27 protein-coding genes and 1 pseudogene are annotated in these 24,175 nt (G+C 43.8%); 21 read left to right on the forward strand and 7 right to left on the reverse strand.

From position 1 onward, the window contains the following. Positions 1-3 precede the first annotated feature (3 nt). From KNQ14_RS15610 to KNQ14_RS15630, 5 genes are read left to right on the forward strand one after another with little or no spacing between them, the layout of a single operon-like run. Positions 4-639, forward strand: a complete 636-nt coding sequence (locus tag KNQ14_RS15610) for a hypothetical protein (protein ID WP_214861743.1) — start codon at positions 4-6, stop codon at positions 637-639. A 7-nt stretch (positions 640-646) separates the two neighbouring features. After that, positions 647-2,590: a VirB4 family type IV secretion system protein gene (locus KNQ14_RS15615; protein ID WP_214861745.1), complete on the forward strand. Its 1,944-nt coding sequence runs from the start codon at positions 647-649 to the stop codon at positions 2,588-2,590. Then, positions 2,587-3,696, forward strand: a complete 1,110-nt coding sequence (locus tag KNQ14_RS15620) for a lysozyme family protein (protein ID WP_251138428.1) — start codon at positions 2,587-2,589, stop codon at positions 3,694-3,696. The genes KNQ14_RS15615 and KNQ14_RS15620 overlap by 4 nt, the downstream gene beginning before the upstream one ends. 13 nt (positions 3,697-3,709) lie before the next feature. Beyond that, complete coding sequence (locus KNQ14_RS15625; protein WP_214861747.1) at positions 3,710-4,267, forward strand: hypothetical protein; 558 nt, start codon at positions 3,710-3,712, stop codon at positions 4,265-4,267. After that, a complete protein-coding gene (locus KNQ14_RS15630) occupies positions 4,268-5,107 on the forward strand; it encodes a hypothetical protein (protein WP_214861749.1) in 840 nt (279 codons plus the stop codon). Positions 5,108-5,529: 422 nt separating this feature from the next. On the opposite strand, the gene KNQ14_RS15635 is transcribed toward KNQ14_RS15630, so the two are convergent. Next, complete coding sequence (locus tag KNQ14_RS15635) at positions 5,530-5,697, reverse strand: hypothetical protein (protein WP_214861750.1); 168 nt, start codon at positions 5,695-5,697, stop codon at positions 5,530-5,532. A 136-nt stretch (positions 5,698-5,833) separates the two neighbouring features. Between KNQ14_RS15635 and KNQ14_RS15640 the strand changes: the two genes are divergently transcribed. The 6 genes from KNQ14_RS15640 to KNQ14_RS15665 all read left to right on the forward strand — a co-directional run bounded on the left by KNQ14_RS15640 (position 5,834) and on the right by KNQ14_RS15665 (position 9,695). Continuing rightward, positions 5,834-6,085, forward strand: coding sequence for a hypothetical protein (locus KNQ14_RS15640; RefSeq protein WP_214861752.1), 252 nt, complete (start codon positions 5,834-5,836; stop codon positions 6,083-6,085). Continuing rightward, positions 6,078-7,238, forward strand: coding sequence for a MobP2 family relaxase (mobP2, locus tag KNQ14_RS15645; protein ID WP_214861754.1), 1,161 nt, complete (start codon positions 6,078-6,080; stop codon positions 7,236-7,238). Before KNQ14_RS15640 ends, mobP2 begins: the two co-directional genes overlap by 8 nt. Positions 7,239-7,249: 11 nt before the next feature. Beyond that, positions 7,250-7,705 carry a hypothetical protein gene (locus KNQ14_RS15650; RefSeq protein ID WP_214861756.1) on the forward strand — a complete coding sequence of 152 codons (456 nt, stop codon included), beginning with the start codon at positions 7,250-7,252 and terminating at the stop codon, positions 7,703-7,705. After that, entirely contained in the window at positions 7,702-7,980 is a 279-nt protein-coding gene (locus tag KNQ14_RS15655) for a hypothetical protein (RefSeq protein ID WP_214861757.1), read from the forward strand. The genes KNQ14_RS15650 and KNQ14_RS15655 overlap by 4 nt, the downstream gene beginning before the upstream one ends. Before the next feature lie 5 nt (positions 7,981-7,985). Then, positions 7,986-9,449, forward strand: coding sequence for an ArdC-like ssDNA-binding domain-containing protein (locus KNQ14_RS15660; protein ID WP_214861759.1), 1,464 nt, complete (start codon positions 7,986-7,988; stop codon positions 9,447-9,449). Between the two features lie 84 nt (positions 9,450-9,533). Next, complete coding sequence (locus tag KNQ14_RS15665; RefSeq protein WP_214861760.1) at positions 9,534-9,695, forward strand: hypothetical protein; 162 nt, start codon at positions 9,534-9,536, stop codon at positions 9,693-9,695. Positions 9,696-9,842: 147 nt separating this feature from the next. On the opposite strand, the gene KNQ14_RS15670 is transcribed toward KNQ14_RS15665, so the two are convergent. The 5 genes from KNQ14_RS15670 to KNQ14_RS15690 form a co-directional block, all read right to left on the reverse strand. Next, entirely contained in the window at positions 9,843-11,147 is a 1,305-nt protein-coding gene (locus tag KNQ14_RS15670; RefSeq protein WP_214861761.1) for a HEPN domain-containing protein, read from the reverse strand. Positions 11,148-11,221: 74 nt separating this feature from the next. Next, on the reverse strand, positions 11,222-11,446 hold the full coding sequence (locus KNQ14_RS15675) for a DUF3006 domain-containing protein (RefSeq protein WP_214861762.1): 225 nt from the start codon (positions 11,444-11,446) through the stop codon (positions 11,222-11,224). Next, complete coding sequence (locus KNQ14_RS15680; RefSeq protein ID WP_251138429.1) at positions 11,443-12,288, reverse strand: ComEC/Rec2 family competence protein; 846 nt, start codon at positions 12,286-12,288, stop codon at positions 11,443-11,445. The genes KNQ14_RS15675 and KNQ14_RS15680 overlap by 4 nt, the downstream gene beginning before the upstream one ends. 139 nt (positions 12,289-12,427) lie before the next feature. Then, positions 12,428-12,622 carry a hypothetical protein gene (locus KNQ14_RS15685; RefSeq protein WP_214861764.1) on the reverse strand — a complete coding sequence of 65 codons (195 nt, stop codon included), beginning with the start codon at positions 12,620-12,622 and terminating at the stop codon, positions 12,428-12,430. A 216-nt stretch (positions 12,623-12,838) separates the two neighbouring features. Then, positions 12,839-13,042, reverse strand: a complete 204-nt coding sequence (locus KNQ14_RS15690) for a hypothetical protein (protein ID WP_214861765.1) — start codon at positions 13,040-13,042, stop codon at positions 12,839-12,841. A 467-nt stretch (positions 13,043-13,509) separates the two neighbouring features. Between KNQ14_RS15690 and KNQ14_RS15695 the strand changes: the two genes are divergently transcribed. From KNQ14_RS15695 to msr(G), 5 genes are all read left to right on the forward strand, one after another. Continuing rightward, positions 13,510-13,887, forward strand: a complete 378-nt coding sequence (locus tag KNQ14_RS15695) for a hypothetical protein (protein WP_214808492.1) — start codon at positions 13,510-13,512, stop codon at positions 13,885-13,887. After that, entirely contained in the window at positions 13,862-14,926 is a 1,065-nt protein-coding gene (locus tag KNQ14_RS15700; protein WP_214808490.1) for a hypothetical protein, read from the forward strand. The genes KNQ14_RS15695 and KNQ14_RS15700 overlap by 26 nt, the downstream gene beginning before the upstream one ends. Next, complete coding sequence (locus KNQ14_RS15705; RefSeq protein ID WP_353048879.1) at positions 14,923-15,177, forward strand: Tn7-like element transposition protein TnsE; 255 nt, start codon at positions 14,923-14,925, stop codon at positions 15,175-15,177. Before KNQ14_RS15700 ends, KNQ14_RS15705 begins: the two co-directional genes overlap by 4 nt. A 1,046-nt stretch (positions 15,178-16,223) precedes the next feature. Next, the gene (locus KNQ14_RS15710; RefSeq protein ID WP_101035418.1) at positions 16,224-17,417 is read left to right on the forward strand and encodes a macrolide efflux MFS transporter Mef(F); all 1,194 of its coding nucleotides are present in this window, start codon (positions 16,224-16,226) and stop codon (positions 17,415-17,417) included. Positions 17,418-17,534: 117 nt separating this feature from the next. Then, positions 17,535-18,992, forward strand: coding sequence for an Msr family ABC-F type ribosomal protection protein (gene msr(G), locus KNQ14_RS15715; protein ID WP_214808484.1), 1,458 nt, complete (start codon positions 17,535-17,537; stop codon positions 18,990-18,992). 402 nt (positions 18,993-19,394) lie between these two features. Here msr(G) and KNQ14_RS15720 read toward each other — a convergent pair whose 3' ends face one another. Further along, positions 19,395-19,847, reverse strand: a complete 453-nt coding sequence (locus KNQ14_RS15720; RefSeq protein ID WP_316500097.1) for a JAB domain-containing protein — start codon at positions 19,845-19,847, stop codon at positions 19,395-19,397. Between the two features lie 427 nt (positions 19,848-20,274). Between KNQ14_RS15720 and KNQ14_RS15725 the strand changes: the two genes are divergently transcribed. From KNQ14_RS15725 to KNQ14_RS15745, 5 genes and pseudogenes are all read left to right on the forward strand, one after another. Then, positions 20,275-21,267 (forward strand): DNA/RNA non-specific endonuclease, encoded by a 993-nt coding sequence (locus KNQ14_RS15725; protein WP_214861767.1) that lies wholly within the window; start codon positions 20,275-20,277, stop codon positions 21,265-21,267. A gap of 178 nt (positions 21,268-21,445) precedes the next feature. Continuing rightward, a complete protein-coding gene (locus tag KNQ14_RS15730; protein WP_214861769.1) occupies positions 21,446-21,781 on the forward strand; it encodes a YolD-like family protein in 336 nt (111 codons plus the stop codon). A gap of 225 nt (positions 21,782-22,006) precedes the next feature. After that, complete coding sequence (gene relB, locus KNQ14_RS15735) at positions 22,007-22,231, forward strand: type II toxin-antitoxin system RelB family antitoxin (RefSeq protein ID WP_214861772.1); 225 nt, start codon at positions 22,007-22,009, stop codon at positions 22,229-22,231. Between the two features lie 237 nt (positions 22,232-22,468). Then, positions 22,469-22,780 (forward strand): annotated as a pseudogene (locus KNQ14_RS15740) (MmyB family transcriptional regulator); the annotation flags it as partial. A gap of 279 nt (positions 22,781-23,059) precedes the next feature. After that, the gene (locus KNQ14_RS15745) at positions 23,060-24,103 is read left to right on the forward strand and encodes a Fic family protein (protein WP_251138430.1); all 1,044 of its coding nucleotides are present in this window, start codon (positions 23,060-23,062) and stop codon (positions 24,101-24,103) included. The last annotated feature ends 72 nt before the right edge of the window (positions 24,104-24,175 follow it).

The raw sequence follows: 24,175 nt of genomic DNA on the forward strand, positions 1-24,175 counted from the left end.
GGCATGAGTTTATCGGAAGAGAAACGATCTAAAAAAATTCCGACGACAGACATTACTTGGCTCGATGAGATGCAACTGACGACACCTTCAACACGAAAGGAAAAACGCGTCCGGATCCCACTATCCGTCGCCTCGCTATTACCGATTGTCGATTCGACAGTATTCGACATGTTTGAGATGCAGGACGGGACGTTCTGCGACATCATTCAGCTGACTTCAAAAGATATCTATGGGTTGTCCGAGACGGAGAAGGATCATGACATCTTCTCACTCGCCTATCTGTTGCAGGCGTACATTCATCCGTTGAAGGTGATTCCGCTCAATACACCGCTTAATTTGGAGAAACAGAAACAGCGCATCGAACGACAGCTGCGGCAGAACCAAAACGCCGCCTATCGTCCGTTCCTGCAAAAGAAGAAACAAGAACTGATCTACCTTGAGGAGCATCGCACCAATCGCGATTATCTCCTCTTTTTTTATGCACCGGATGAGGCGATGCTGCGGGAACGAAAGCATCAATTGACGAAACTGCTTCGACGCAGCAATCCGATGGTCGAACTGACGCTCGAACAGAAAATTCATGTGTTGTTCCAACTGCACAACCCGAACACGAAACCAACACAGGACGGAAAGGAGTGATGGTGTCATGTGGCGTACGCGTTTCCTACGGAAGCAGGACCCGGAGACAATCAAACGACAGAATGGCTACAATCCGACATTCGTTAAAACGATCCAACCGCAAGGCGGACTCCGCTTCGAACCGAACTATGTCAGGACCGGTGACGGGTATCTTGCCTGCCTCCATGTCTACAAATATCAATCGACCGTCTACGATTTCTGGCTTGAACCAATCCTCAACCTCCCCGGTGTCCTGACGACGCTCGACATCGGGACGGCGGATAAACGGGAGATGATCCGGACCATCAACAAATCGATGGCTGAACAGAATACGCGCTACGAGAATGCGAAGGATAATGTCGACCGGATTGATGCACGCGAGACCTACAAGGAACTGAATGAACTCTACGAACAGATCACACAGGGCGAGACGATGAAGTACCTGCATCTCCGACTTTACGTCAAAGCGAAGACACTCGATGTACTCGAACGCCAAGTCCAGGATGTGATGGAGGAACTCGAAGCGCGGAACTTCCGCGCAACCGTCTTCCTGAACGAACAGGAATGGGAATGGCAGAGCCTGTTCCTCAGCTACGAGCAACAACAAAAACTACCGAACCGACGTCGCGGTAAGGAGATCCCTTCACTGTCAATTGCGGGAGGTTACCCATTCCATTTCACGTCGCTACAGGATCCGACGGGGACTTACTACGGGACGACGGATACGAACGGGAGCGTTATCTTCGACTTGTTCCATAAGGACAAACAACGGAAGTTCTACAACGCCTTGATGATCGGCAAGATGGGCTCCGGTAAGTCGACGTTGCTCAAGAAGACGGTCCTTGATCAAGCCATCAAAGGCAATCACGTTCGTATCTTAGACGTGACGGGCGAGTTCTCCGACCTCGTCCGACAACTTGGCGGGAAGGAAATCGCGCTCGACGGTTCCGCGGGGCGGATCAATCCGCTCCATGTCTATAAGACGGTGACGCACGCCGACGGATCGGCAGATGAGGCGCTCTCGTTCATGCAACACCTATCGAAGATTGCGGTCTTCTATCACTACATCAATCCGGCAGCTACGCAGGAAGAAGCGAACGAGTTCGAGATTCTCTTACGGCAACTCTACCTTGAGAAAGGGCTCTGGAACGAGGACGGCGACGCGCCGATCACGACGCACCCAGCAAACACCTATCCGGCCTTCTCCGACTTCTTAGCGCTCGTCCGCTCTGAATTATATACGGACGTCGCTCGGACGACAATCCGCGAGACGATCAGTCCGAACCGTGTCCGCCGGCTTGAGAACATCGAACTCGCGATCACGAATCTTGTCCACAACTACGGCAACATCTTCGACGGACATTCTTCGATCGAGCGATTCGATGAGGAAGCGATTGTCTCATTCCCACTACGCAACCTGACCAATCTGAAAGACGAAATCTTTCAGGCACAGGTCTTCAATCTGATGAACATGCTTTGGGACGGGATGATCCTCAACGGTGCCGGACAACTCCGCAGTTACAACCAGGGCGAGTTATTAATCGAAGATGCCTTCAAATATCTGATTGTCATCGATGAGGCACATCACCTGATCAATACGCGCGATATCGCGCAACCGGCGATTTTATACCTGCAACAGTTCATGCGCGAAGCGCGGAAATACTTCGGGGGTATCTTCTTCGCTTCCCACTTGATCATGGACTTTGTTCCGACTGGCTCGAAGTCGGAGAACGCCGAGAACGTTAAGACGTTGTTCCAACTGACGCAGTATAAGTTCATCGGCGAGCAGGATGCCGAGAGTATTCCGACGATCCAGACTGTCTTCGACGGACAGTTGACCGAGAGTGAGACACGGTTGATTCCGTCGCTCGAGACGGGACGCATCGTCCTCAGCATCTCCGGTGTGAAGACGTTGATTTTCGATGTCGATGTCTCACCCGAGGAGCTGACCTTATTCGGAGGTGGTGCATGATGTGGAGTACGGTCCGGCAGTCGGCACGTGTCACCGTCCGGATGAAATGGCGCCTCCTGACCTTAAAGTACCGTTTGATTGCGCTTGCTATCGCGCTCCTGCTCCTCCTATTGATTATCCTCGTCGCAGGGATTCTCGATACGTTGACCGGGATCGAGAACGAACAGGCGACGGAGACACCGATCGCTTACTCGGACGCGAGTCTGCAAGTCAGTGATGATGTTCTACAATACCGGGAAGCGATTGCGCGCGAATTGAAGAAGGAACAACTTGAAGGACAGACGAACGTCGTCCTTGCGTTGATGATGCAAGAAAGTGGCGGACGCGGGAACGATCCGATGCAAGCGAGTGAATCGAAGTGTGGACAGATTGGTTGCATCACCTCGCCTGACGAGAGCATTCAGTACGGCGTCAAACACTTCGTATCCGTCTTCCGGCAAGCAAACGAGGACGTCAAGTTGACGCTCCAAAGTTACAACTTCGGCGGAGGCTTCATCGATTACGTCCAAGAAAATGGAGGACGCTATACGAAACAACTCGCGATTTCTTTTTCACAGTTGATGTACCAACGCGTCAAGAAGAGCGGCATTTATCAGTGCCATCGCCCAAGCGCGATCGAGCATCAAGCCTGTTATGGTGACATCGAGTATGTCGATGCCGTCCTTCGTTATTTGACGCCGACGGTACTGGCAGAAGGCAAGACAGGACCGATCAAAGGTAAACTCCATGCTCCGCTCGACATCCCGCTACAGATGACATCGGGATTCGGATCACGAATTGTTTTTGGAAAGACGGACGTCCATACGGGCATCGATTTCAGCTGTCACGATACCGATACCGTCCACGCCGTCCGTTCCGGTACCGTCACCTATAGTGGTCTACGCGGACCGTATGGGCAGTTGATTCAGATCAAACAAGGCGACTGGATCACCGCTTACGCCCACCTTTCTGCACGCCAGGTTAAGGCGGGGCAAAAGATCGAAGCCGGGCAGGCGATCGGGATGTGCGGTTCGACCGGACGTTCGACGGGCAATCATCTGCACATCGAATTCAAGACGAGTGATTGGTCCGGACACATTGATCCAGCACCACTGTTTTCGCTATAAGGAGGGATGCACTATGGCATTGACGAGTCGTCATCTCCTCTGGCTCGTATTGTTCTGTTTGCTGCTGTCGATCAGTGCCAATGTCTATCAATATCGCTCCATCGCATTGGATGAACCGCATCGAATCGTCGAGAAAGACGAGAAGAAGATGTTACCAAGAACGACGGTTTCAGATCCGTCCATCTCAACTAATGAACAAGAGCAAGAACAAAATTCAATCATTTCGAAGAGCGCGGAACGCTTTATCACGTTCGCCTTCACATGGGAGGATGGGACCTATCCAACACGCAAACGACAAGCCGATCAGTATATGTCGGAGTCCATCAAACAAACGTTGTTCGCGAGTAGCGGAAGCGATAACAAGTTCGCCGCCTCCGTCTCGGACATCGAAGTCTTTCCGCGTCACGACGATCCAGAACATTGTATCGTCCGCTTCCAACGGACGTTGACGATCGATGCCAATGGTTATGAAGAGACGTCTGAAGAATTAGTTGAACTGACCTTTACGCATCAAGATAAACGTTACGTTGTCGATCAGATGAAGAGCCTTCAAACGTCAGGAGGTGTCTAAATGCATCCAGGAAAACGAAAGACGCTGACCCGTGACTGGTCACGACTGTACCTCGGAACAGGTCTGTTCTTCTTGATTGGTTTTCTGTTTTTCGGTTTCTCTTCCCTCTTCTTTGCTGAGGAACAACCGATCAATGCGACACCTATCGGTGAAGAACAACGGTTGACGAATGGACAGACCGTTACGCTTCTCGATTGGTCCCATGATGTGCAGCGGAAACAAATGCGCATCCGTCTTCAGTTCGATCAACCTCAAGACTACGCGTCAAAGCTTGTGGCGCGCATCGCCTACAAGGAACGACCAACGGATGAGCAACACGTCCGCGTCGTCTATCAACAGGACGAGCACTACGTCTTCGAAATCGAAGATGTACCTCGCGACTTTGACCAACTAGCACTACGCTTGTATGTCATCAAGCCTGAACAGTCACTCGAGAAGCTGCGTGCTACGAAGCGAGAAGATTCTCTCGTCGAATCACTCTATATGGATCAGCGACGTGTGTTAAAGATGTCACTTTCTATTCAACAAGCGGACGATTATGCACAACTTTTTCTCGCTGACGAGCACCTCCAAAGTCAAAAACGGATCAAGAACATGAAGCGTGAACAGACAGAACACGCTTCCCTCATCCAACAAATCGAACAGGACATCGAGGCAAAACAAACTACTTTACCTGACCTGACACTCGATGAACAAGTCGAACGTGAGGATGAAATCTTCAATCTGAAGCAGGACAAAGAAGACGCACTGTTACGACAAACGGAATTGAAAAAACAACTCACGCAAGAAGAAAAAAGACAGGATCAGCTACTTGTTAAAGCACGTGAACTGAAATGGTAAGGTGGCAAACACCGTGCCAAAATGCCGTTTTTAGTGGCACGCGGTGTGACCTTTTGGCGATTTTGATGATATCAGGGAAACACTAGGCTCCGCCTAGGCTAGCACGCTCCGTGATAGCAGTTTCCCCTTATGCTCTTTTTCGCGATTTCAGATCCATTTTGTTTTTTACTGCTTCTGATTTTTGGCTGGAGAACTTGATCATTCTTTTATCGAGTCCAATAAAAAAACGAGCATCGCGGCTCGTTGAATGTGTTCAAGGATTATCTTTTTAACGACTCAAATACTTTCAACATGACATAAAACGAACCAAAACTAAAAGCTAATCCGAACAACGCGAGCACCCAAACCGACATCTTCCATCTCCTCCTCTCATCCTTATACAGCATTCGGAAGCGTGAGGTTTCAGCAAATGGAAAAATGTATTAATTGATACCGATTGATTCTTTCTTTGCACTAGAAGCGTCACTCATATCAACTGAGAGAGATTCACGTGTGCGTGTCTTCGCATACAGGACTTTTAAAAGTTCCACGATCAAGGAGACAATCACGGCTTCTCCAAGTGCGTAACTCTGTTCGATGATGGATTGCATATGTTTCCTCCGTTCTTTGTCTAAGTAGGATTGCCTTTCTCACTTCTAATGACAGGAGGAACGAGTAAAATGTTCGGAAAACTTTTTATTTTTTTAATCATTAAGACTGACTTTCCTGATGGAAGGAGGAAGACGAATGGATCTCTTGATACGTGACATCGATCCCTTTTTCGTCAAACAACTCGACGAACAGGCGGAGAAACAGATGTGTTCCCGACAGGAATTATTAAAAGGATTGCTGACGACCTGGTGCGCGGACGGTATCCAGTCGACACAGATCGCACGCCTCGAACGACAGCTCGAAGCGAACACTTTACACCTCAAGCGGAGTGCAACCGAACTCGAACGATTGACTACACTCTTCCGTGAGGTGATGCAGGATGAGTAACATTCCCGGCGTCATCATCAAGTCGAAGTTCAAGTTACCGCAAGCAAACCGACGTGCGCGTCGTTACACGACCTACCTCAGCTACATCGATCGTCCGGAGACGAAAGCGCAGTCGCATCAATTCGAAAACTATCACGACTATATGGAAGATGAACTAAAATCAAGCGGTCTGTTCACGGCGACGCAAGACCGATTGAATGCGAGGGAACGAGAGCAATTACGCGATATCTTCCGACGAGCACAAGAGAACGGCAGCATCCTTTGGCAAGATGTCATCTCGTTCGATGAGGCATGGTTACAGGAAGTCGGCGTCAAAGAAAATCGTTACATCGATGAACAACGGTTGATGCAGGCGACACGGAACGCGACCGCGTTGATGATCGAAAGGGAACAGATGTTGCACGCAACATGGACCGCTGCGATTCATTACAACACGGGTAACATCCACGTCCATGTCGCGACAGTCGAGACGATTCATCCACGCGAACGGGGCAAACGCAAACCGAAAACGATCGAGAAGATGAAGGCACAAGTCGTCCAGACACTCGCCGATCGGACACGTGAACAGGAGAAATTGAATGTCTTCATTCGTGATGAAGTTCTGGCTCACAAACGAAATCACGCAACACTATCCGTTTCGAATCGCGTACTACATCCAGCACTCGTACGCCAATACAAAGCGATCCAGAAACGACTACCGGATGATAAACGGCAGTGGTATTACAACATGAACGGCATGCAAAATCTGCGTCCTTCGCTTAATCAATTCACTGACACATACCTTGCGACACACTTCGAGAAAGAACACACCGCGTTCAAGCAACGACTTGATACGGAGGTCGCATTCTACGAACGAAGTTACGGATCGGCATCTCAAGCATCGACTTATCGGAAGACGAAAGAACAGGACCTCTATACACGAATGGGAAACGCTATCCTGTCCGAGATGCGTGAATCAGATAAGTCGTCCCCGAAGCTTACGAAGGGAGATACATCCTCACCGAAACAAAAAATCCGATCAGCGTTTCGACGTGAACGGATCATGCAAGAGACACTCTATCGAATCGGACGACACATGAATGATGAATGGGACCATATCAAGAATCAGCGTGCGTTTGAACAACTCGAACAGGAAGTCCAACACGAAAGGTAAGGTGACTGGCAGTGGAGGAAACAAAACAAGTCCGGATCAAGATGAGTGCCGTGACCGCTGAATTTTTAGAGGAATATCGGGAGAGAGAACGGTTGTCCGGGATTGGTCCGGCAATCGATCACATCATCCGCGACTATCAAGAGATGATCAAAAAACAATGGGACTTGAACTATGTCAGCCGTTCCGTCTCGAAACAGATCGAGCGAGAGTTGACGACGTTCTGGGAAGAACAGATTTCAAAAAGTCTCTCTCCGTTACGAAAGAGCGTCCAACAAACAGACCTTCAAACACAGGTATTGATCGAATTGCTGCAAGCCCTGATGCAGACGGAGAGCATCGAGGACATCATCCCGACGACCGAATACCGTCCCTCCTTCCTCGAGACAGCAGAGACGGCTGTCAAACGGCGAATCGACCAACGAAAGCAATATAAGCATTCAGACGAAGAAAGGATGATCCACAAATGAGACGACTCGAAGCCTTCACACTCGCAACACTTCTCGAACTGCATCAGACTCATGTCGCCGTCATGATTCATCAAACGCGCTATAACATTCCCCTTTCACAGGAGGAACACGCGCTACTGCAACTCTTGCAGGAAGAACCCTTGGTATTACTCCCGGTATCACGTGATCACCGTCAGTTACTACTCGATCGACTGGCTACCGACCCGATGGTATTAGAAGAGTTGAACGATTTTGAAGGTGCTGCTGATTCGTCCGTTTCGTCGGAAGGAGCGTGAGTGGTATGGCATACAAGAAGAAAACACGTGAAGATTACCAGAAGGAAGTCCAAGCATTGACCGACAAGATGGAGACACAGCTCGCTTCTCACTTCGTCAGTCAGGAGAGCATCAAGGAACACCTCGACTTCATGAGCCGATTCCATCGTTACTCGACGCGGAATATGTTACTCATCGAGGAGCAGTTCCAAGGCGCCCGTGCGGTCGGTTCCTATGCCTACTGGGAGAAGCAAGGTGTCCAGGTCCAAAAGGGTGAGAAAGGGATTAAGATCTTCGTTCCCTCCCCCGTTACGTTCATCAAACGAGAGACGGAGTGGGTGGCGTGGAAAGACGCCACGAAGACGGAGCAAAAACGCGCCAAAGAAGGTTCTCTTCCGACACGGAAAGCGATGTATTATAAGATCGGTCACGTCTTCGAGTATACGCAGACCGATGCTCGGGAGAAAGGACTCGAAGTCTCCGAATTGTTCGCTTCCTATCACCGGAACGGATCGATCCGTGAAGCAGAGTTATTTCGCCGCGCGTTGAACGGAATTGCTGAGACACAAGACGTGAAAATACTCGATCAGCCATTAAGCGAGCTTGGTACCGCGAAAGGATGCTTCTATCCGGAACTGAACGCGATTGCTCTCAATCCGCGGAACTCGGATATTGAGAACGTGACCATCCTGATTCATGAACTCGCTCATGCCAACCTGCATAATATGGACCGGAACGAACAGCGTGGAATCGAGTTGAATCCACATGAGAAGGAATTCCAAGCGGAGATGGTCGCTTACACGGTCGCGGCACACTTTTGTTTTCCGACGGACGATTTTTCCTTATCGTATCTCGCCAACTGGACGCAAGGGAGAGACTTGCGCGATAAAGAAGACCTGTTACACGAAGTCCATCAGACATCCGGTCATTTCATCCGTGAAATCCATTCTGCGCTCGAGCAGGAGCAAATCTTGGAACGCGAAGCATCCCCCCTTAAGATGATTGAGTACATCGAACAGACTGCACAGATCACAGAACACGGATTACCATTATCTGAACGGCTAGAGCAAATCATGCAACATTCACCGGAGGACGTCGGCGCTTATCTAACGAGTATTGCAAAACAGGACACGCAGCAAGATCTGTCATCGTTTGACGAACCAATGATGCTGGTCCATGGAGCGACAGACTTTTTCGAACCGTTCGCGAAAGCTAACGACCGTGACTTCGACGAGCATGAGACCGTCGCCTATACGCTCGTCATCCCGGGCGAAGAACCGATCAGCCAACACTTCCGCGTCCTCGACGATGCGATGGGACCGTACCATCACATCCTGAACACGGAAGTCGTCAGTAAGGAGACCGAACAAGTACTTGAAAAAGCATGGTACAACGAAATGATTTCGACGGAAGATCGTGACCTAGAAAAGGTACGACAAATCGTAACGCGTCACTTCAATGTACCGGAACAAGATTTCCGTAGCCGTTAAAAAGATATCCTCTCCTCTTTTAAAATCAAGTACTATAAAAAAGTAGGATAAAAATGACAATACAGACAAGACGGAGGATTGACCATGACTAATAATCAAGCAATTGCTTATGCTGTTATTGCAATGGAGCAACTCGGCTACACAAGTGAACAGATCGAAAAGGTTCAGGCGAGTATGCTATCTGAGATGGACTGGACAGATGAAAAAACGGCAGAAGTAAAAGCATCAGCTATTTTAAATAGATAAATTTCTAATTAAAAAGAATTATTCAATTTTAAAGTGAAAAGCGGTACCAACAACTATTAAACGGCTTGATCCCGTTAGAATACCGAGTTCAAGCCGTTTAAGGATTTTTTATTATTTGTCTTATCTAATTGACAAGAAGCAGTTCATTTAAATAAAGGTTGTTTCTAAATAGATTTTCAAGTTTTTCAATTTCTTGATCGAATTACGAATTCCTATTATGTCGCTTTCTTCAAGTACTTCACTATCATCAACATGAATTAAATAATCTCTTACTCTAATTATAAAATTGAAATCAAGCAATACTTTTTTATTCATCAAAACCTTTTCTTTTTCCAGCATTTCTATCTTTTCTTCTAGTGATGAATTGACAATTTTCATTAATTCATCTTTATTAACAGATTCATCTTTATTAATAGATTCATCATTAATAGATTTATCAAGATACTTAAGAATTATTTTTGCTGCCATTTCGTCTACTATCCAGTACAAATTAAGGAAATATTTTTTCAACTTATTAAATTCTAATTTAGGTTCTGATAAAATATCATTTTTATCTTCTAATATAATATTTCTGGAAATAATTTCTTTTTCATCATCAGATACTTTAATTTTATCTATATTTTCTATTGCTTTGTCTAGCTTTTCTTTAATTTCAGTTACATACCTATCAATTTTTTCGTAATCTTCCTTACTCAAAATATTATTGTGAGCAACTTGGTTTCTGAAAGAATATAATTTAGTCCATCGATTTTTCAAATATTCTGCTTCGCTGTCTACAATTTCAGAAAAATATCTTTCCCAGTTTGAAGCAGGTACGAACTTTTTTAAGTAAGTTAAAGGGACATCAGTATTATCATCAGAACTTTTAATTTTGTCTAAAAGCTCACTAGTATTAAAAGGTGAATATTCTTTAAATAATATATTCGATAGTTGAATAAAATCTAAGGTATAAAGATAATTAACATTTGATTTTTCTTTTAAATTCCCCGGAGCATCCTTCACTTCTTTTGGAATATGTTTATCAGTCCAACTAAGACCAACATTTATAATCATAAATTTCGTTATTAATTTCCTCATCAAATTTTCTATTTGATGAATTTTTGGATAGGCAAGTTTTGCATAGTGAAAGCTTATATCATCTCTTAAAATATGAATATCTTCGCTTATTTTATAAAAAATACTTCTAATAACTCTTAAAAATTGCTCATATTGATTGATATCAACTTTGTTATCACAACTAAAATAAACATGAATTGATCTTTTGTTATCCTCCATTTCTTCAAATTGAACTTTATATCCTACTTTTAGTTCTTTATATTCGATGTAACTTCCTTTTAAACTTAAATCTGAGTTAGTCATTAAAAAATTATCAAAAGTTAAGTTATTAGAACAAAAGTTATCTTTTCCTTCTAATATTAGTAAATATTCTACATTTATTTTTTGGTTACTCAAAAAACTAACCCCTTCCTAAAATATAAATGTTAATAAAACTAGCAATTATATTTTAACACTTTTCAAAGGCAAGATTAATCTTCCCATAGCTTTTCCATCAAATCATCAATTTCGTGTGAAAGTCGCTGCCGTTCGCGGTCATCCTTCTCAATATGACCGTATTCATCCATCCAAATAACATCGCCGGATTCCACCGTCATCGGGAAGCGGGAAATCAGGATATCGCGCATCCCATCATCGAACTCAACGACGACCCACTTCCCCTCAATCCGGTCGATGATCCCTTTTCGCTTTTTCATTTTGACTTCTTGATCGTGTAGGACGATCCGTTCCCTTCGAAGACGATCGTGCCACTCTTATCCGTCCGCAGCATCGTCGCCTTCGCACGCTTCAAGTTCGTCACGACTTCCTTCGTCGGGTGTCCATACGCGTTCTTCCCGACACTGATGACGGCGTACTTCGGTTTAACGTACTTGAGGAACGTCGCGCTCGTCGATGTCTTCGCCCCATGATGTCCAACCTTGAGGACGTCCGCACGTAACGTCTTCTTCTTCGCGATCATGTCCTGTTCCGACTTCAATTCCGCGTCTCCCGTGAACAGGAACGTATTCTTCTTGTAAGCGACGTGTAAGACCGCGCTCCAGTTATTCAGATCACTCTTCGCATAGTCTTTGACCGGTCCGACGAACTGCGCCTTCACGCCTTTAACCGGGAGTGAGACGCCCGCCTTTGCCGTCTTGATCGTCAGCTTCTCGCGTTTGACCGCCAACAAGAAGTCCTTATAGGCTTGCGTCGTGTGCTTAACCTTCGGTGCATAGACGCTCTTGACCTTGAACGAGTCGAGGACCTCATCAAGACCACCGATATGATCGGCATCCGGATGCGTCGAGATCAACACCTCAATGTCACCGACCTTCTGTTTCTTTAGATAGGCGACGAGTGCATCGCCTTTCCCCTTGTTGCCACCATCGATGACGATATCTTCACCACTTGGCATCTTGATGTAAATCGCGTCACCTTGACCGACATCGATATAGTGGACTTTGATTTTTGGCGTTGCCGCTTCAGCTCCTTGTAGTGGTCCAACGAGTAATCCAACACTTGCAAGCGCTAAGCTCGCGCCCATCCATTTTCGTTTCATCATTCATCGCTCCATTCCTGATTTGTAAGTTATCTTCAGTATACAGTGAATACCAGGATAAAGTTGGTTATATTTCCCACCGTTCTATTTTTATTGATAGGTTAGCTTATATATTAATCAATAGACAAAAAAACAGACCTCAAAGGGTCTGCTTAGTAAAATGCGTTTGCATGAAGTTTGTCAGTCGATCAACATCGATAAACCATGTCACGTGCTCGATCGAACCGTCTACTTCTCGTACGAATCGAAGCTGGGCATCAATCAATGTCACCTTATCCGATATCTGTTTTTCCTTCGCTTGCTCCATGACCTCGAACATCTCTACTATACTCATGTATTCCACTCCTCGCTGTTTTGTTGAGCACAGCATAGAATGATTTAAGAATCTAATCGAACTACCTTAGATCAGATAAGCCAAGTGATAGGTAAGATAACTGATTCGTTACGAAATAATACACGATTGATTTTCCACGCAAAGACAAAAAAAGAAACAACCTTTTCTAGCATCGTTTCTGACATGAAAATGGATATGATCCTCTCGCACATCGAATTAATAGAGATAAACAAGTACACCTACGATCAAAATGAACGGAACCAATAATATTTTACTGGTCCGGCTCAAAAAGCTCTTCTTTTTTTTTGAAAACAAAAAGTCGATTAATAAGAAAAGTCCAAATGCAATCGGTACGAGGTAGAGTAGAGGGACATTTGTCAGTGCTGCACCGAATACATCAGTCGATCCGTCAAATTTCATATGTAGTTTCTCCTTTTTAGATATCCTCGCATACGATACATCATTCACGACCGAAGCACTAACGACGATCTTATACGCGGACAAGAATCTTTCCTTTAATATGCCATGCTTCCACTAAGCTCTAACCTCTTATTTTTCTTTTAGCATTCTCTGTAACGCTCCGTGTCCTCCGCCGCAAGGAACAGGAACGTAGAGATGCCTCGCGCAGGCGAGTCGCAGCTCTCGTTATCGGTCCGGCAGGAGGGTAGCGGTGCGATGAGGATGTTGCTGCGTGCAGCCTACAGCCTCACGCATGAGCCCGAAAAATCTTCTTATGCTGTACATCCAGTAGAAAGAGCATCACTACCTATCTACAAGAGGATCGATTCACTTCAATCAGCTATCTCTCCTCAAACCTTCGTACACTCCACTACTGTCTCACTACTGCATCCTCCATAACACCCTTCTATCTATATAGAAAAGAATAGATGTACTTTCTTACCCGCTATACAATTGCAATAAAAACGCTATATGAGCAATTATGGGCGTCTGAGAAGCCTATTCGAATTACGACATCTCTTTTAGGTAAACGTTTAGGGATAATAGCCAATCTTGAAAGACATTTAGAACAGCTGCCTATTACAAAGCGTTTACTTGAGCAAATTACGGAAAGTGTGGAACAATTTCAAATTCGCAGATGCTGTAGAATCATTGATAATTTGAAAAATGAATCAAGCGATGTGAAATTGTGGCGTGTTCAAAGATTGGCAGGGATAAAGTCAAAGGATTTTAAAACGATTCGGTCAATATTAGAGGCGTATTTACAGGAAGGTGGAATCGATGAAAAGCAAAGATATAAAGCTTAAGAATTGGCCGTTTGATCAAGGTGCACGCGTGAAATTAGAATGGATCGGTGCACCTTTTAGATACGAAAAAAAGATTGTGCTGCCAGTTTATTTTAGTGGAAAAGTTAATGGATATTATACAACTGAAAAGTTAATAGTTGATTGGACTGTATTAGCTTCTTTAAGAATCCAGCATTATTACGTAGATGGGGTTATTACGCAACCTATCTCACCTAACCAAACTGAAGAAATTATCATTACAATAGATCCAAATTACGTTGGCTATTTTGAACAAAACTATTCAATACGCGGGACAAAATATACAGAAATATCGCAAACTTTCGTTATCAAATACAATGGGGAGCGTTTCTACCTACCTTTAATTGAAGTGCTTAGAGGAATCATTGCACCGAATGCATTCCTGTTGAATTGTTTATTTGAAATGAACTCTTTCCCGTTATATTTCACAGAACAATATGAGTCGGATTTATTACGATTACACTTCGCGTCTTCATACAATGCAAAGTATTTAAAGAACGAGTATTTACATCATTTAGTGTGGCTATTAATGAACAATAACGCTCGTAAAGTATATGAAAGTATAGCTAGTAATTTTCATTTTAATGACTCTCTTAAGTTTGAATGGCCATTTCAAACACCAATCAAACTAAAGCTACGTGTGAAAAAAACACCAACAGGATATACAGTTCTATATATTAAGGCGATGCTAGATAAAGAATTGCAGGTTTCTAATTTGGAAATTACTCACCCTAGCCTTGTTCGTCATGAAAAATCGAATGAACCAAGAAAACGTATAATTCTCCCCCTTTCAACTTTAGGCGATTATGAAGCGGATGTAACAGTTGATGGACGTACAAATGAATTTGATGAAGTAATGACTGATACTTTAACTCATGAATACGTAGATGCTCTAGTAATTACTAAACAAAGAATAACTTCATCCAAACAACGCGAGGGAATTGATCACAACACTAAAAAGACTGTCAAAGCAGTTAATAACAGCCGTTCAATGGGGGATATTGGCGGAACAAGTCTATAAGGAATGGAAAAGAAGTTGCATTGTTAGAAGTTGAACGCGCTGGGCGTAGTGTTTCTACTTTAATTATTACATCCTTAGATTGTTCAAATATTAAATTGCATATTGAGCCTTTACTAAAATACATTATATTCAGCTCAGGTAGTTGGTTAAAAGAAGGTTTAGTTAAATGGGAAAAGAGCCTAGCGATTTATAAAGTAAAGCACACGAGTAACTTTAAAAAGTTGGTATTCAGTAAAATCTCAGACGTTTAATAAATAATCCTTTTAATACACTTAAATGGAACACTCCATAAATGGTGGTTGCGACAAAACAAAAACTTAACTTTTGTGTGTCCGAAACCTTGACCTAAATCCAGCTCGCTGTTACCCTGTTTTTTGGTAGATAGTATAGTTAAATGAGATTTTATTTATTATATTTGTGAAGTAATCTACTTAAACAAACGAAAGTGCTGTAGTTTAAAAAGGATTTATAACGTATACATCAATAAATATAATAACGTTCCCAAATGGAAGTTTGGGGGCATAGGGAAAAGCGACAAACATTGATATAACGGCCATTTGTCTCTTTTTAGTGGAACATTGTTTATGCAACTTTTTATGCAAGCACGGCAAACACTTGATACAAGGCAGAACAATCTATAAAATAGTAAATGGAAAGGGAGATTATAGTTTCTACCCGTAATCTTTTTTCTGCAAACGGGCCATTATCCAAAATACCACATAACAGAAGAAATTTATGATAAATATATATTAAGTTTTGAAATATTGGTATTTATGCCAAAGGGTATTCAGTACAGTGCAAGAAAAATAGTCTTAGTTAACTTGACTTTTTTTATTAAAAATATATAATTACTAATGTATTTTATAAACTATTAGGAGGATTATTAAAAATGACACATTCTATGAGACTACGTTCCCTATCTTTGAACAAGTAATTAAATACGTTCAAAGGCTCTGTTTGTATTTACAGAGTAAACGGGAGTAGTCTGTCCTTTTTTAATAATCTTCATTTCAAAAATCCACCCAATCCATACTTGTGGTTTGTCTAACTATTTTGATGTAGGCAATATACTGTTTGATTTATTTGGGATGGAAAGATGTTATGATGAGAAAGGCGACTTGTTCTGCCCTTCTTTATTTTTATCTTTTTCACTTTCTTAGCCATGCTCATGCTAGAGCTAGGTATGTTTAGTGATGACTTTCTACAAGTCACAAAAAATAAGGATGGATCTCTTTCCCTTTACTCTAAAATCACAAGCAGATGCTTGTGATTTTTTTATTATTTGGAGGTAGGGAAAATGGATAATATGAATTGGAAACGGAAATTTATTGCGATTTTTACAGGGCAGTTCTTTTCACTATTAAGCAGTGCTGCTGTTCAATTTAGTATCATTTGGTGGTTAACAGATACATCAGGAGGTTCTCCACTGATTTTAACATTAGCAGGACTGGCTGGATTTATGCCACAAGCATTGTTAGGTCCTTTTGCAGGAACTATTACTGATCGTTATTCACGAAAAGTGATTATGATAATTGCAGATATGACGGTTGCACTTGGAAGTTTAGCTTTATTTGTATCAATGTATTTTTATGATCCGAGTATTATATTGGTGATAATTGTATTGATCGTTCGTTCATTAGCAACTGCATTCCATATGCCGGCTATGCAAGCGTCTATTCCACTAATAGCCCCAAAAGAGCATTTGACAAAAGTTTCTGGATGGGGACAGACAGTGGCTTCTATATCAAATATTGTTGGTCCAGCAGCGGGGATGTCATTACTAGCGATAAGCTCCGTTGAGTGGGTTCTATTACTAGATGTCTTTGGGGCAGTAATTGCTAGTAGTATTTTGCTATTTATTCACATTCCAAATGTACAGAGTTCAGAAACTGTTGATTCTTCTAGTTTTATCAGCGATATGAAAGAAGGATATCATGCACTTGTAAAACATCCTGTTTTATTAAGGTTAACAGTCACGATTACGATTGTTTCGGTGCTGTATATTCCGCTAGGCACTTACTTTCCGCTTATGACACGAAATCATTTCGAGAAGGGCGTAGTTGAAGCTGGAATAATCGAAATTGTTTTTGCTGTTGGCCTCATCTTTGGTGGTATATTAATGGGGATTTTCGGAGATCGATTTGAAAAATTGAAACTCATTGTTAGCGGAATGATACTGATGGGGATTGCCTTATTCATTTCTGGCACACTTCCATCAACTTTATTCTATGGATTTATCGTAATGGCTGGTCTAGTGGGATTGTCTGGTCCATTATTTTCAGCTCCGTTTTATGCTCTTATCCAAACCGAAATTGAACCTCATTTACTTGGGAGAGTGTTTAGTTTTGTTGGAAGTTTGGCATTACTTGCAACACCGTTGGGTTACGCATTTGCTGGGGTTCTGATCCACTTAACAAATGTGGCCGTATTATTTTTGATTACAGGTATATTAATTGTATTAAATGCTGTTATCGTAAGAAAAGCAAAATAGGAGGGGAATTTCATGCAATTTTTACTATTCTTTTGATACGAGCTTGGTTTTGAGAAAGAGGCTCGTATCGATTCTAGCTATCGATACGGAATAAAAATATTTCGGGGGTAGCGAAAGATGGAACAAATCTGTTTTGAATTAGAAAATGTAGAAGTGACATATCTAGATAAAGAGGTTTTAAAGATTGAAAGATTAGCTGTACACCAATTTGACCGTATCGGCATAGTCGGTAAAAATGGTGCAGGTAAAAGCACGTTACTAAAATTACTGGCGGGTATCATTAAGCCAACAACGGGAAAGGTGAATCGGCTTGTTGAGAATGGCTATTTTGAGCAACTTGAAACTCCATCAGTACGTGATGCTGATCCAGTGTTACTTGGAAAATTAGACGTACCAAAAGACTCTAATCAACTAAGCGGTGGGGAACAAACAAGGATGAAACTCGCTAAATTGTTTACTCATTATTATGAAGCTTTATTAATTGATGAGCCGACTACTCACTTAGACCAAGAGGGGATTTCGTTTTTGCTCGATGAACTTAGGTATTACTACGGAGCGCTTGTATTAATTAGTCATGACCGTTCTGTATTAGATGAACTAGTTACGACAATTTGGGAAGTTCATGAAGGTAAGGTACGAATCTATTCAGGAAATTACAGCGACTACATGGCACAAAAGAAGTTAGAACGTGAACAGCAGAGTAAAGCACATGAACAGTTCATAAAAGAAAAGAGCAGGCTAGAAAAAGCAGCACAAGAAAAAATGAAGAAAGCTGAAAAAGTTGCACAAGCAGGTCGATTGTCAAAAAAAGATGCGAATGCAAAGCCGGATAAGTCCTTTATGACAAAATCCAAAGGTACGAGCCAAAAAGCTATGCAGCGTGCAGCAAAGGCCATTGAGCAACGAATGGAAAAACTTCAGGAAGTCGATGCTGTAAAAGAGGATAGGCAAATAAACTTCCATCAATCGAGAAATTTAGAGCTGCATAATAAATTTCCGATAATGGCAGACCGATTTACTCTTCAAGTGGATAATAAAGTATTATTAAATGAAGTAAGTTTTCAAATGCCGCTTGGTAAAAAAATTGCAATTTCGGGTAAAAATGGTGCTGGCAAAAGTACTTTACTCCACCATATTGCTATCAATGCGCCCGGTTTAACAATTTCACTAAAAGCAAAAATTGGATACTTTCGTCAAATGAGCTATCAATATACAAGGGATGAAACGGTATTGGAATTTCTGAAAAATCGTTCTGAATACGATGAGAGATTTTTACGAAGCGTTCTACATTCCATGTTGTTTGTCGGCACAGATATATTAAAAAGTGTAAAATCATTAAGTGGTGGTGAAGCGATTCGTCTACAATTATGTCAATTATTTTTAGGAGAGTATAATATTTTATTGTTAGATGAACCAACCAATTTTTTAGATATCTATGCTATTGAAGCGTTAGAAAGATTTATTACAGCATATAAAGGCACTATTATCTTCGTATCACATGATCGCAGGTTTATTGATTGTGTAGCAGATTGTATATATTTCATTGAAGATCAACAGCTAAAATTAAGGGGTTGATTAATGATGAAGGAGAAATAATGGGGTTATTATCAAAATAAGATCTTTCGTAATTGGGTACTGTTTTGAAGAATACAGTAGAGAATTATCAAAATTTTTTATAAAAATAGTGTAATACTTCATAAAGAAAGAACCCGTTTTGATCAAACTTTTTTCAAAACGGGTTCTTTAAATTTAACGTAAGATAAGCCTTTGTCGCTTCATTTTGATCAAACTTTATTTTAAACCAACACCCGCAGTGGATCCGTCCACTGCGGGTTTCTCATTGCCCTTGGATTCGGGACGAATCCATCCCTTACTCGCTTGCGCTCTCTCAAAAGAAAAACGTCGTCGTTTTTCATCCATGCCCTTACACGCAGACAGGACGGAGGTGTCCCGTCCGTCTACGCTCTATTATCCCCTTTAAAGAACACCTTGTGCCTTCAAGCTGACGTATTCTTCTCCGGCACCGACGATGATGTGGTCAAGAAGCTGGATACCGACGATGCGTCCGACCTCGACGAGCCGTTCGGTCACCTCGATATCTTCACGTGACGGATGCGGGTCACCGCTCGGGTGCTGATGACTGACGATGAGTGACGTCGCATTGTTGAGGATGGCGGACTTGAAGATTTCTCGGGGATGGACAACGCTCGAGTTGATGCTACCGACGTGTGCCCGATGGACGGCAATGACGCGGTTCTTCGTATTGAGTAGGATGACGAGGAACACCTCACGGTCATCGTCCTGGATGAAGCGCTTGGCGATACAGAACGCGTCCTCGGGGGACGTGATGTGCGTCGTCTCGAGCGCGACGTCCGGTTCTCGGACCTCTTGGCGGATACGAGTGATTTCAACGAGTGTAGTCAGTTTCATGGAAAAGCTCCTTTCGCGAGTGGGATGCAGTCCGACACGGTGCCGTCCTGTTGACGGGAACGCAGCGAGCGTTGCGAGACGGTGCAAGGGTGACCGCAGGGAAAGATCAAAAAAAGCGGACAGCGCACCGGGACGAAGGCTTCCGGAGCCCGCGAGCGAAAAGCTTTGCTTTGAGCCAAAACGCGGAGGAAGACGAGGAACGGCAGCGGCTTTTTTTGATGGCCCTTGCGCCGACGAGGAGCGAGCTAGAGTACGGAAACAGGACGGCTTGCAGTCCCTTTCCATCAGACAGAGCGGTACCGCTCTGTTCCATGCCTTTGAAAAGATCATTTACCGCACCACCGATTTCAATTAAGACAGCAAGAACTGGTAAGTAGCGTTATAATGAAGGACGCAACGATAGACTGAATGAAAAAGGAGTACACTCATGAAGATTTCTTACATAGCGATTCCCCTTGCCGTCTTATTGATGGCAGGATGTACAGATATGGAGACGACCTCACCTCCATCAGATCAAACAGAACAAGTAGCGCAACAAGACGACACGACTACACAAAAGACCGAAGCGAAGAAGAACTCCGATCAACATCCAGAAAAAGAGGCTGATACTCGTACAACCAAGCAACTAAAGGAGACGAATGCATCAACGGAATCAAAAACGACGACTCTGCAGGATTCTTTCACAGGATATAAAAAGATTACGGTCGATGGCGGAGACCTGTCCGGTAGTCGGCAGGCGAACGTCGTCGTCAACATCGGCTTCGGTGACCGGAGATACTGGGCGTTCACGAATGAGCATGGACAGTTGGTCCGAGTCATCGCGAAGAAGATCGTCCTCCAAAATGATGCGACGGAAGACGTCACGCATGATGGACGCTATTACTCTGATGAGGCGAAAGTGCCAGGCGTCGAACGCGCGGATCTCGATGAAGGACATATCATCGCCGACTCGCTCGGTGGCGTCTCGAACGCCTACAACATCACTCCGCAGGACAGCACCTTGAACCGTCATGGTGATCAGGCGTACATGGAGGACGTCATCCGCAAGGCAGGTGGCGCGACGAACTTCGAAGCTCAGATTACCTATCCGGATACGTCGACGATGATTCCATCCGCGTATCAGTATACCTACACGGTCCGTGGAAACACCGTCGTCGACCGGTTCAAGAACGGCAATCCGGACGAGACGAATGTTGCACTCGGTCTGACAAAGAAAAAGGAGACGAAAACAGAATCGTCAGCGACGTCCTCTGCCGATACCACAGCGACCGAGGATGTCTCGCGCGTCGATACCGACGGCAATGGTCAAGTGACAATCCAGGAAGCGAAGGACGCAGGCTTTGCGATGCCAATCACGGAGAAGCACTGGTTGTACCAATATATGCAGGACAATGACCATGACGGCATGGTCGGAGAATGAATCTCTAGTCCAATCAAATAGCCGAAACATAATGAGGTAGTGACGAGGTAATCGTCGCGCCTTTTTTCGTTCCCAGAAACGGAGGCATTGATGAGACGTCGAAAAAGCGGATTGAAAACAAGAGAAACGAGTAACATAATAAGAACAAATGTTCTTATTATGTAAAGGAGTGATTTTAATGAATTATGAAGACCGAGGCAATAAGAAGTGGATCCCGTTCCTCATGCCCGAACACAAAGGATTGCTGAAACGCTATTATCAGGAAGTGCATCATCTCAAGTTCGAGGATACGGAGGGACCGATCGATGGGACGATCGAGAACGCGTTGAACGACGCCATCTTCAGCGGAGACATCGTCACAGTGACGGCGATGAACGGTCCATTGACGCATCGTTTCGATGCCTTCGTCGAGAAGCTCGACTATGTGCAGGAGGAGGTCCACCTCGTCAAACGAAATCTAGACGTCGAGATCGTTTCATTCAAGCAAATCTTGAGTGTTACGCTATCGGGGTAAAGAAAAAGATAATGATAGTTATCCTCTTTTTTAACATAGTCAAAACACAAGAGAATGAACATGTTTATCTCAATTTGAATAGATTTCGATCTACTTCCTTACGACGAATCCTATTCATTTAAGATATTGAAAGGTCGAATCTTATGTAAGTGATCCAGTATTGATTACAATCGTATGAGTAAATCTGCATCCATACTACAATGTATGATAGAGGAGTTGATGAACATGAGTATGATTACAATTCGATTGAACGATAATGAGATACACCTCATTAGAGAATATGCGAAGGCGAAGGGCATTACGATTTCCGCACTCGTGCGAGATGCTGTCCTCGATCGCATCGAAGACGACATAGATCTACAGCTTTATCGTGAAGCTAAAGAAGCACATGAGAAGCAATCAAAAGCACTCTCTTTTGACGATGTGATGAAGGAGCTAGAATTAGAATGACAACATATACAGTTGTGTTTTAGGTGTGGATTTAAATCTCCCTTCAGAAGGTGGATTACTAAAAATATAGATCACGATGTCCTTAATCAAGCGAAATCTGATTAAATTGATGTATCGCGTTGTCACAAAAAAGATAGAACGTGTTACGAATCGTTGGATGAATGATGATACAGCAGGGGTGAAGATTCCCGAATCGCTAATATTTATTAAGAGTTGTATACAAAAAAAGATTGTAAACATTTCGCCAAAGGGTTCTTGTCCATTTTCCGAGCATACTACGGTCAATACTCTGGTGATGAATGGTATACGTCCTTCATTCAGGAGATGAGTGATACGTATCCTGAATTCAAATCACTCTGGATGGAGAGTCAGGTCAGTAAGGCTCCGGAAATCCTGATTGAATTCCGACACGGAAAAGTCGGTAAGATGCTATTCGACTTGACCTCCCTCCAAGTACAGGGAGAAGACGACTTGCGATGTAGCATCTATACACCTGTTGAGGAATCCGATACAGAAGAAAAACTGAAGCGATTGATCTCAGCTCAGTGAATTCGAAGGAATTGAAAACTAACGAAAGCCTGCGAGCGATCGTCGAGACACTTTCAATGCCAGGATTGTTTTTAAATCAGTCAGGATCGTTCGACTTTCGGTTAAAAAAAGTAATCGTGGTCAAAAACAAATAAACATAGTCAAAATACGATGATTTGACTATGTTTATGCGTGTATGAACAACATTAAATACGTTATAATGAGTTTAAACATAGTCAAACACTATGAAATGAGTATGTTTAATTTTATATGATCTATTTCGTGAAGGGAGTTCGACGCATGCGCGACTATACATATACCTATCTCAAAGACCTCGCCCTGCCGATGGAGACCGTCCGTTTGATTGGACGGATCAATGAGTATAAGGGCAAGCAGGATCTCTATAAACAGCAAGCGCCTCAAATCCTCAACACCTTACGCGATGTCGCCGTCATCCAATCGACGAAAGCATCAAATGCGATCGAAGGAATCATCGTCACGGAAAGTCGTCTCCAAACCATTATGTCGAAGTCAGCCGACCCTGCCGATCGTTCAGAGGCAGAGATTGCTGGTTATCGCGACGTCCTCAACCTGATCCACGCTTCAGCCGAAGACATCCCGGTTAATGCAAATATTTTGTTGCAACTACACAAAGAACTTTATAAGTTTGTCCCCGTCGAAGGTGGGCGGTGGAAGAACGTCGACAACGAGATTAGTGAGACGTTCCCGGATGGCACGCGCCGGACGCGCTTCACCCCTGTCCCTGCGTTTGAGACCCCGGCAGCGATGCAGGCATTATGCGACAGCCTTCGTGAGCGCAGGCAACAAGAAGACGTCGATCCACTCATCCTGACGAGCTTGTTCGTCCTCGATTTCCTATCGATTCATCCGTTCAATGACGGGAATGGTCGAATGTCCCGGTTGTTGACCCTCTTGCTGCTCTATCAGTATGGCTTCGAAGTCGGACGCTACATCAGTCTTGAGAAGATCGTCGAATCACGGAAGGAAGATTATTATGAGTCACTTCGTCTCTCCTCCGTGCGTTGGCACCAGAATCAACAGAATCCGTTCCCTTGGATCAATTACTTGCTGAGCACGATTCTCGCTGCCTACAAAGAACTCGAAGATCGCGTCGGATTAGTCACGACAGGTAGTCAGAACAAGAACAATCGGATTCGTCGTTTCGTCGAAGGACGCATCACACCATTCACGAAGGCAGACGTAAGGAAGGCTTGTCCCGACATCAGTGAGGCGACCATCAATCGTGTGTTGCGCGACTTACGTGACGAGGGGATCATTGCCCCGTCTGGTCTTGGACGGAGTGCGAAATGGATGAAGCAATAAAATCACGTAGTATTACGAAAGGTTGTGAAGAATACATCAGTCGTCACATTCTAAGAACTTTAACCAGGTAAG

The sequence above is a fragment of the Exiguobacterium sp. s161 genome (assembly GCF_018619045.1).
GTDB classification, from domain to species: domain Bacteria; phylum Bacillota; class Bacilli; order Exiguobacteriales; family Exiguobacteriaceae; genus Exiguobacterium_A; species Exiguobacterium_A indicum.

Excerpts from the sequence above, each read along its gene's own strand:
- KNQ14_RS15730 (WP_214861769.1), top strand. The coding sequence starts at position 21,446 with ATGAATTATGAAGACCGAGGCAATAAGAAGTGGATCCCGTTCCTCATG.
- KNQ14_RS15685 (WP_214861764.1), bottom strand. The coding sequence starts at position 12,622 with ATGAGTATAGTAGAGATGTTCGAGGTCATGGAGCAAGCGAAGGAAAAA.
- KNQ14_RS15660 (WP_214861759.1), top strand. The coding sequence starts at position 7,986 with ATGGCATACAAGAAGAAAACACGTGAAGATTACCAGAAGGAAGTCCAA.
- KNQ14_RS15680 (WP_251138429.1), bottom strand. The coding sequence starts at position 12,288 with ATGAAACGAAAATGGATGGGCGCGAGCTTAGCGCTTGCAAGTGTTGGA.
- KNQ14_RS15725 (WP_214861767.1), top strand. The coding sequence starts at position 20,275 with ATGAAGATTTCTTACATAGCGATTCCCCTTGCCGTCTTATTGATGGCA.
- KNQ14_RS15675 (WP_214861762.1), bottom strand. The coding sequence starts at position 11,446 with ATGAAAAAGCGAAAAGGGATCATCGACCGGATTGAGGGGAAGTGGGTC.
- KNQ14_RS15745 (WP_251138430.1), top strand. The coding sequence starts at position 23,060 with ATGCGCGACTATACATATACCTATCTCAAAGACCTCGCCCTGCCGATG.
- KNQ14_RS15615 (WP_214861745.1), top strand. The coding sequence starts at position 647 with ATGTGGCGTACGCGTTTCCTACGGAAGCAGGACCCGGAGACAATCAAA.
- KNQ14_RS15665 (WP_214861760.1), top strand. The coding sequence starts at position 9,534 with ATGACTAATAATCAAGCAATTGCTTATGCTGTTATTGCAATGGAGCAA.
- KNQ14_RS15630 (WP_214861749.1), top strand. The coding sequence starts at position 4,268 with ATGCATCCAGGAAAACGAAAGACGCTGACCCGTGACTGGTCACGACTG.
- KNQ14_RS15655 (WP_214861757.1), top strand. The coding sequence starts at position 7,702 with ATGAGACGACTCGAAGCCTTCACACTCGCAACACTTCTCGAACTGCAT.
- KNQ14_RS15710 (WP_101035418.1), top strand. The coding sequence starts at position 16,224 with ATGGATAATATGAATTGGAAACGGAAATTTATTGCGATTTTTACAGGG.
- KNQ14_RS15620 (WP_251138428.1), top strand. The coding sequence starts at position 2,587 with ATGATGTGGAGTACGGTCCGGCAGTCGGCACGTGTCACCGTCCGGATG.
- KNQ14_RS15700 (WP_214808490.1), top strand. The coding sequence starts at position 13,862 with ATGAAAAGCAAAGATATAAAGCTTAAGAATTGGCCGTTTGATCAAGGT.
- KNQ14_RS15695 (WP_214808492.1), top strand. The coding sequence starts at position 13,510 with ATGTACTTTCTTACCCGCTATACAATTGCAATAAAAACGCTATATGAG.
- KNQ14_RS15610 (WP_214861743.1), top strand. The coding sequence starts at position 4 with ATGAGTTTATCGGAAGAGAAACGATCTAAAAAAATTCCGACGACAGAC.
- KNQ14_RS15690 (WP_214861765.1), bottom strand. The coding sequence starts at position 13,042 with ATGAAATTTGACGGATCGACTGATGTATTCGGTGCAGCACTGACAAAT.
- KNQ14_RS15640 (WP_214861752.1), top strand. The coding sequence starts at position 5,834 with ATGGATCTCTTGATACGTGACATCGATCCCTTTTTCGTCAAACAACTC.
- KNQ14_RS15720 (WP_316500097.1), bottom strand. The coding sequence starts at position 19,847 with ATGAAACTGACTACACTCGTTGAAATCACTCGTATCCGCCAAGAGGTC.
- mobP2 (WP_214861754.1), top strand. The coding sequence starts at position 6,078 with ATGAGTAACATTCCCGGCGTCATCATCAAGTCGAAGTTCAAGTTACCG.
- KNQ14_RS15625 (WP_214861747.1), top strand. The coding sequence starts at position 3,710 with ATGGCATTGACGAGTCGTCATCTCCTCTGGCTCGTATTGTTCTGTTTG.
- relB (WP_214861772.1), top strand. The coding sequence starts at position 22,007 with ATGAGTATGATTACAATTCGATTGAACGATAATGAGATACACCTCATT.
- KNQ14_RS15635 (WP_214861750.1), bottom strand. The coding sequence starts at position 5,697 with ATGCAATCCATCATCGAACAGAGTTACGCACTTGGAGAAGCCGTGATT.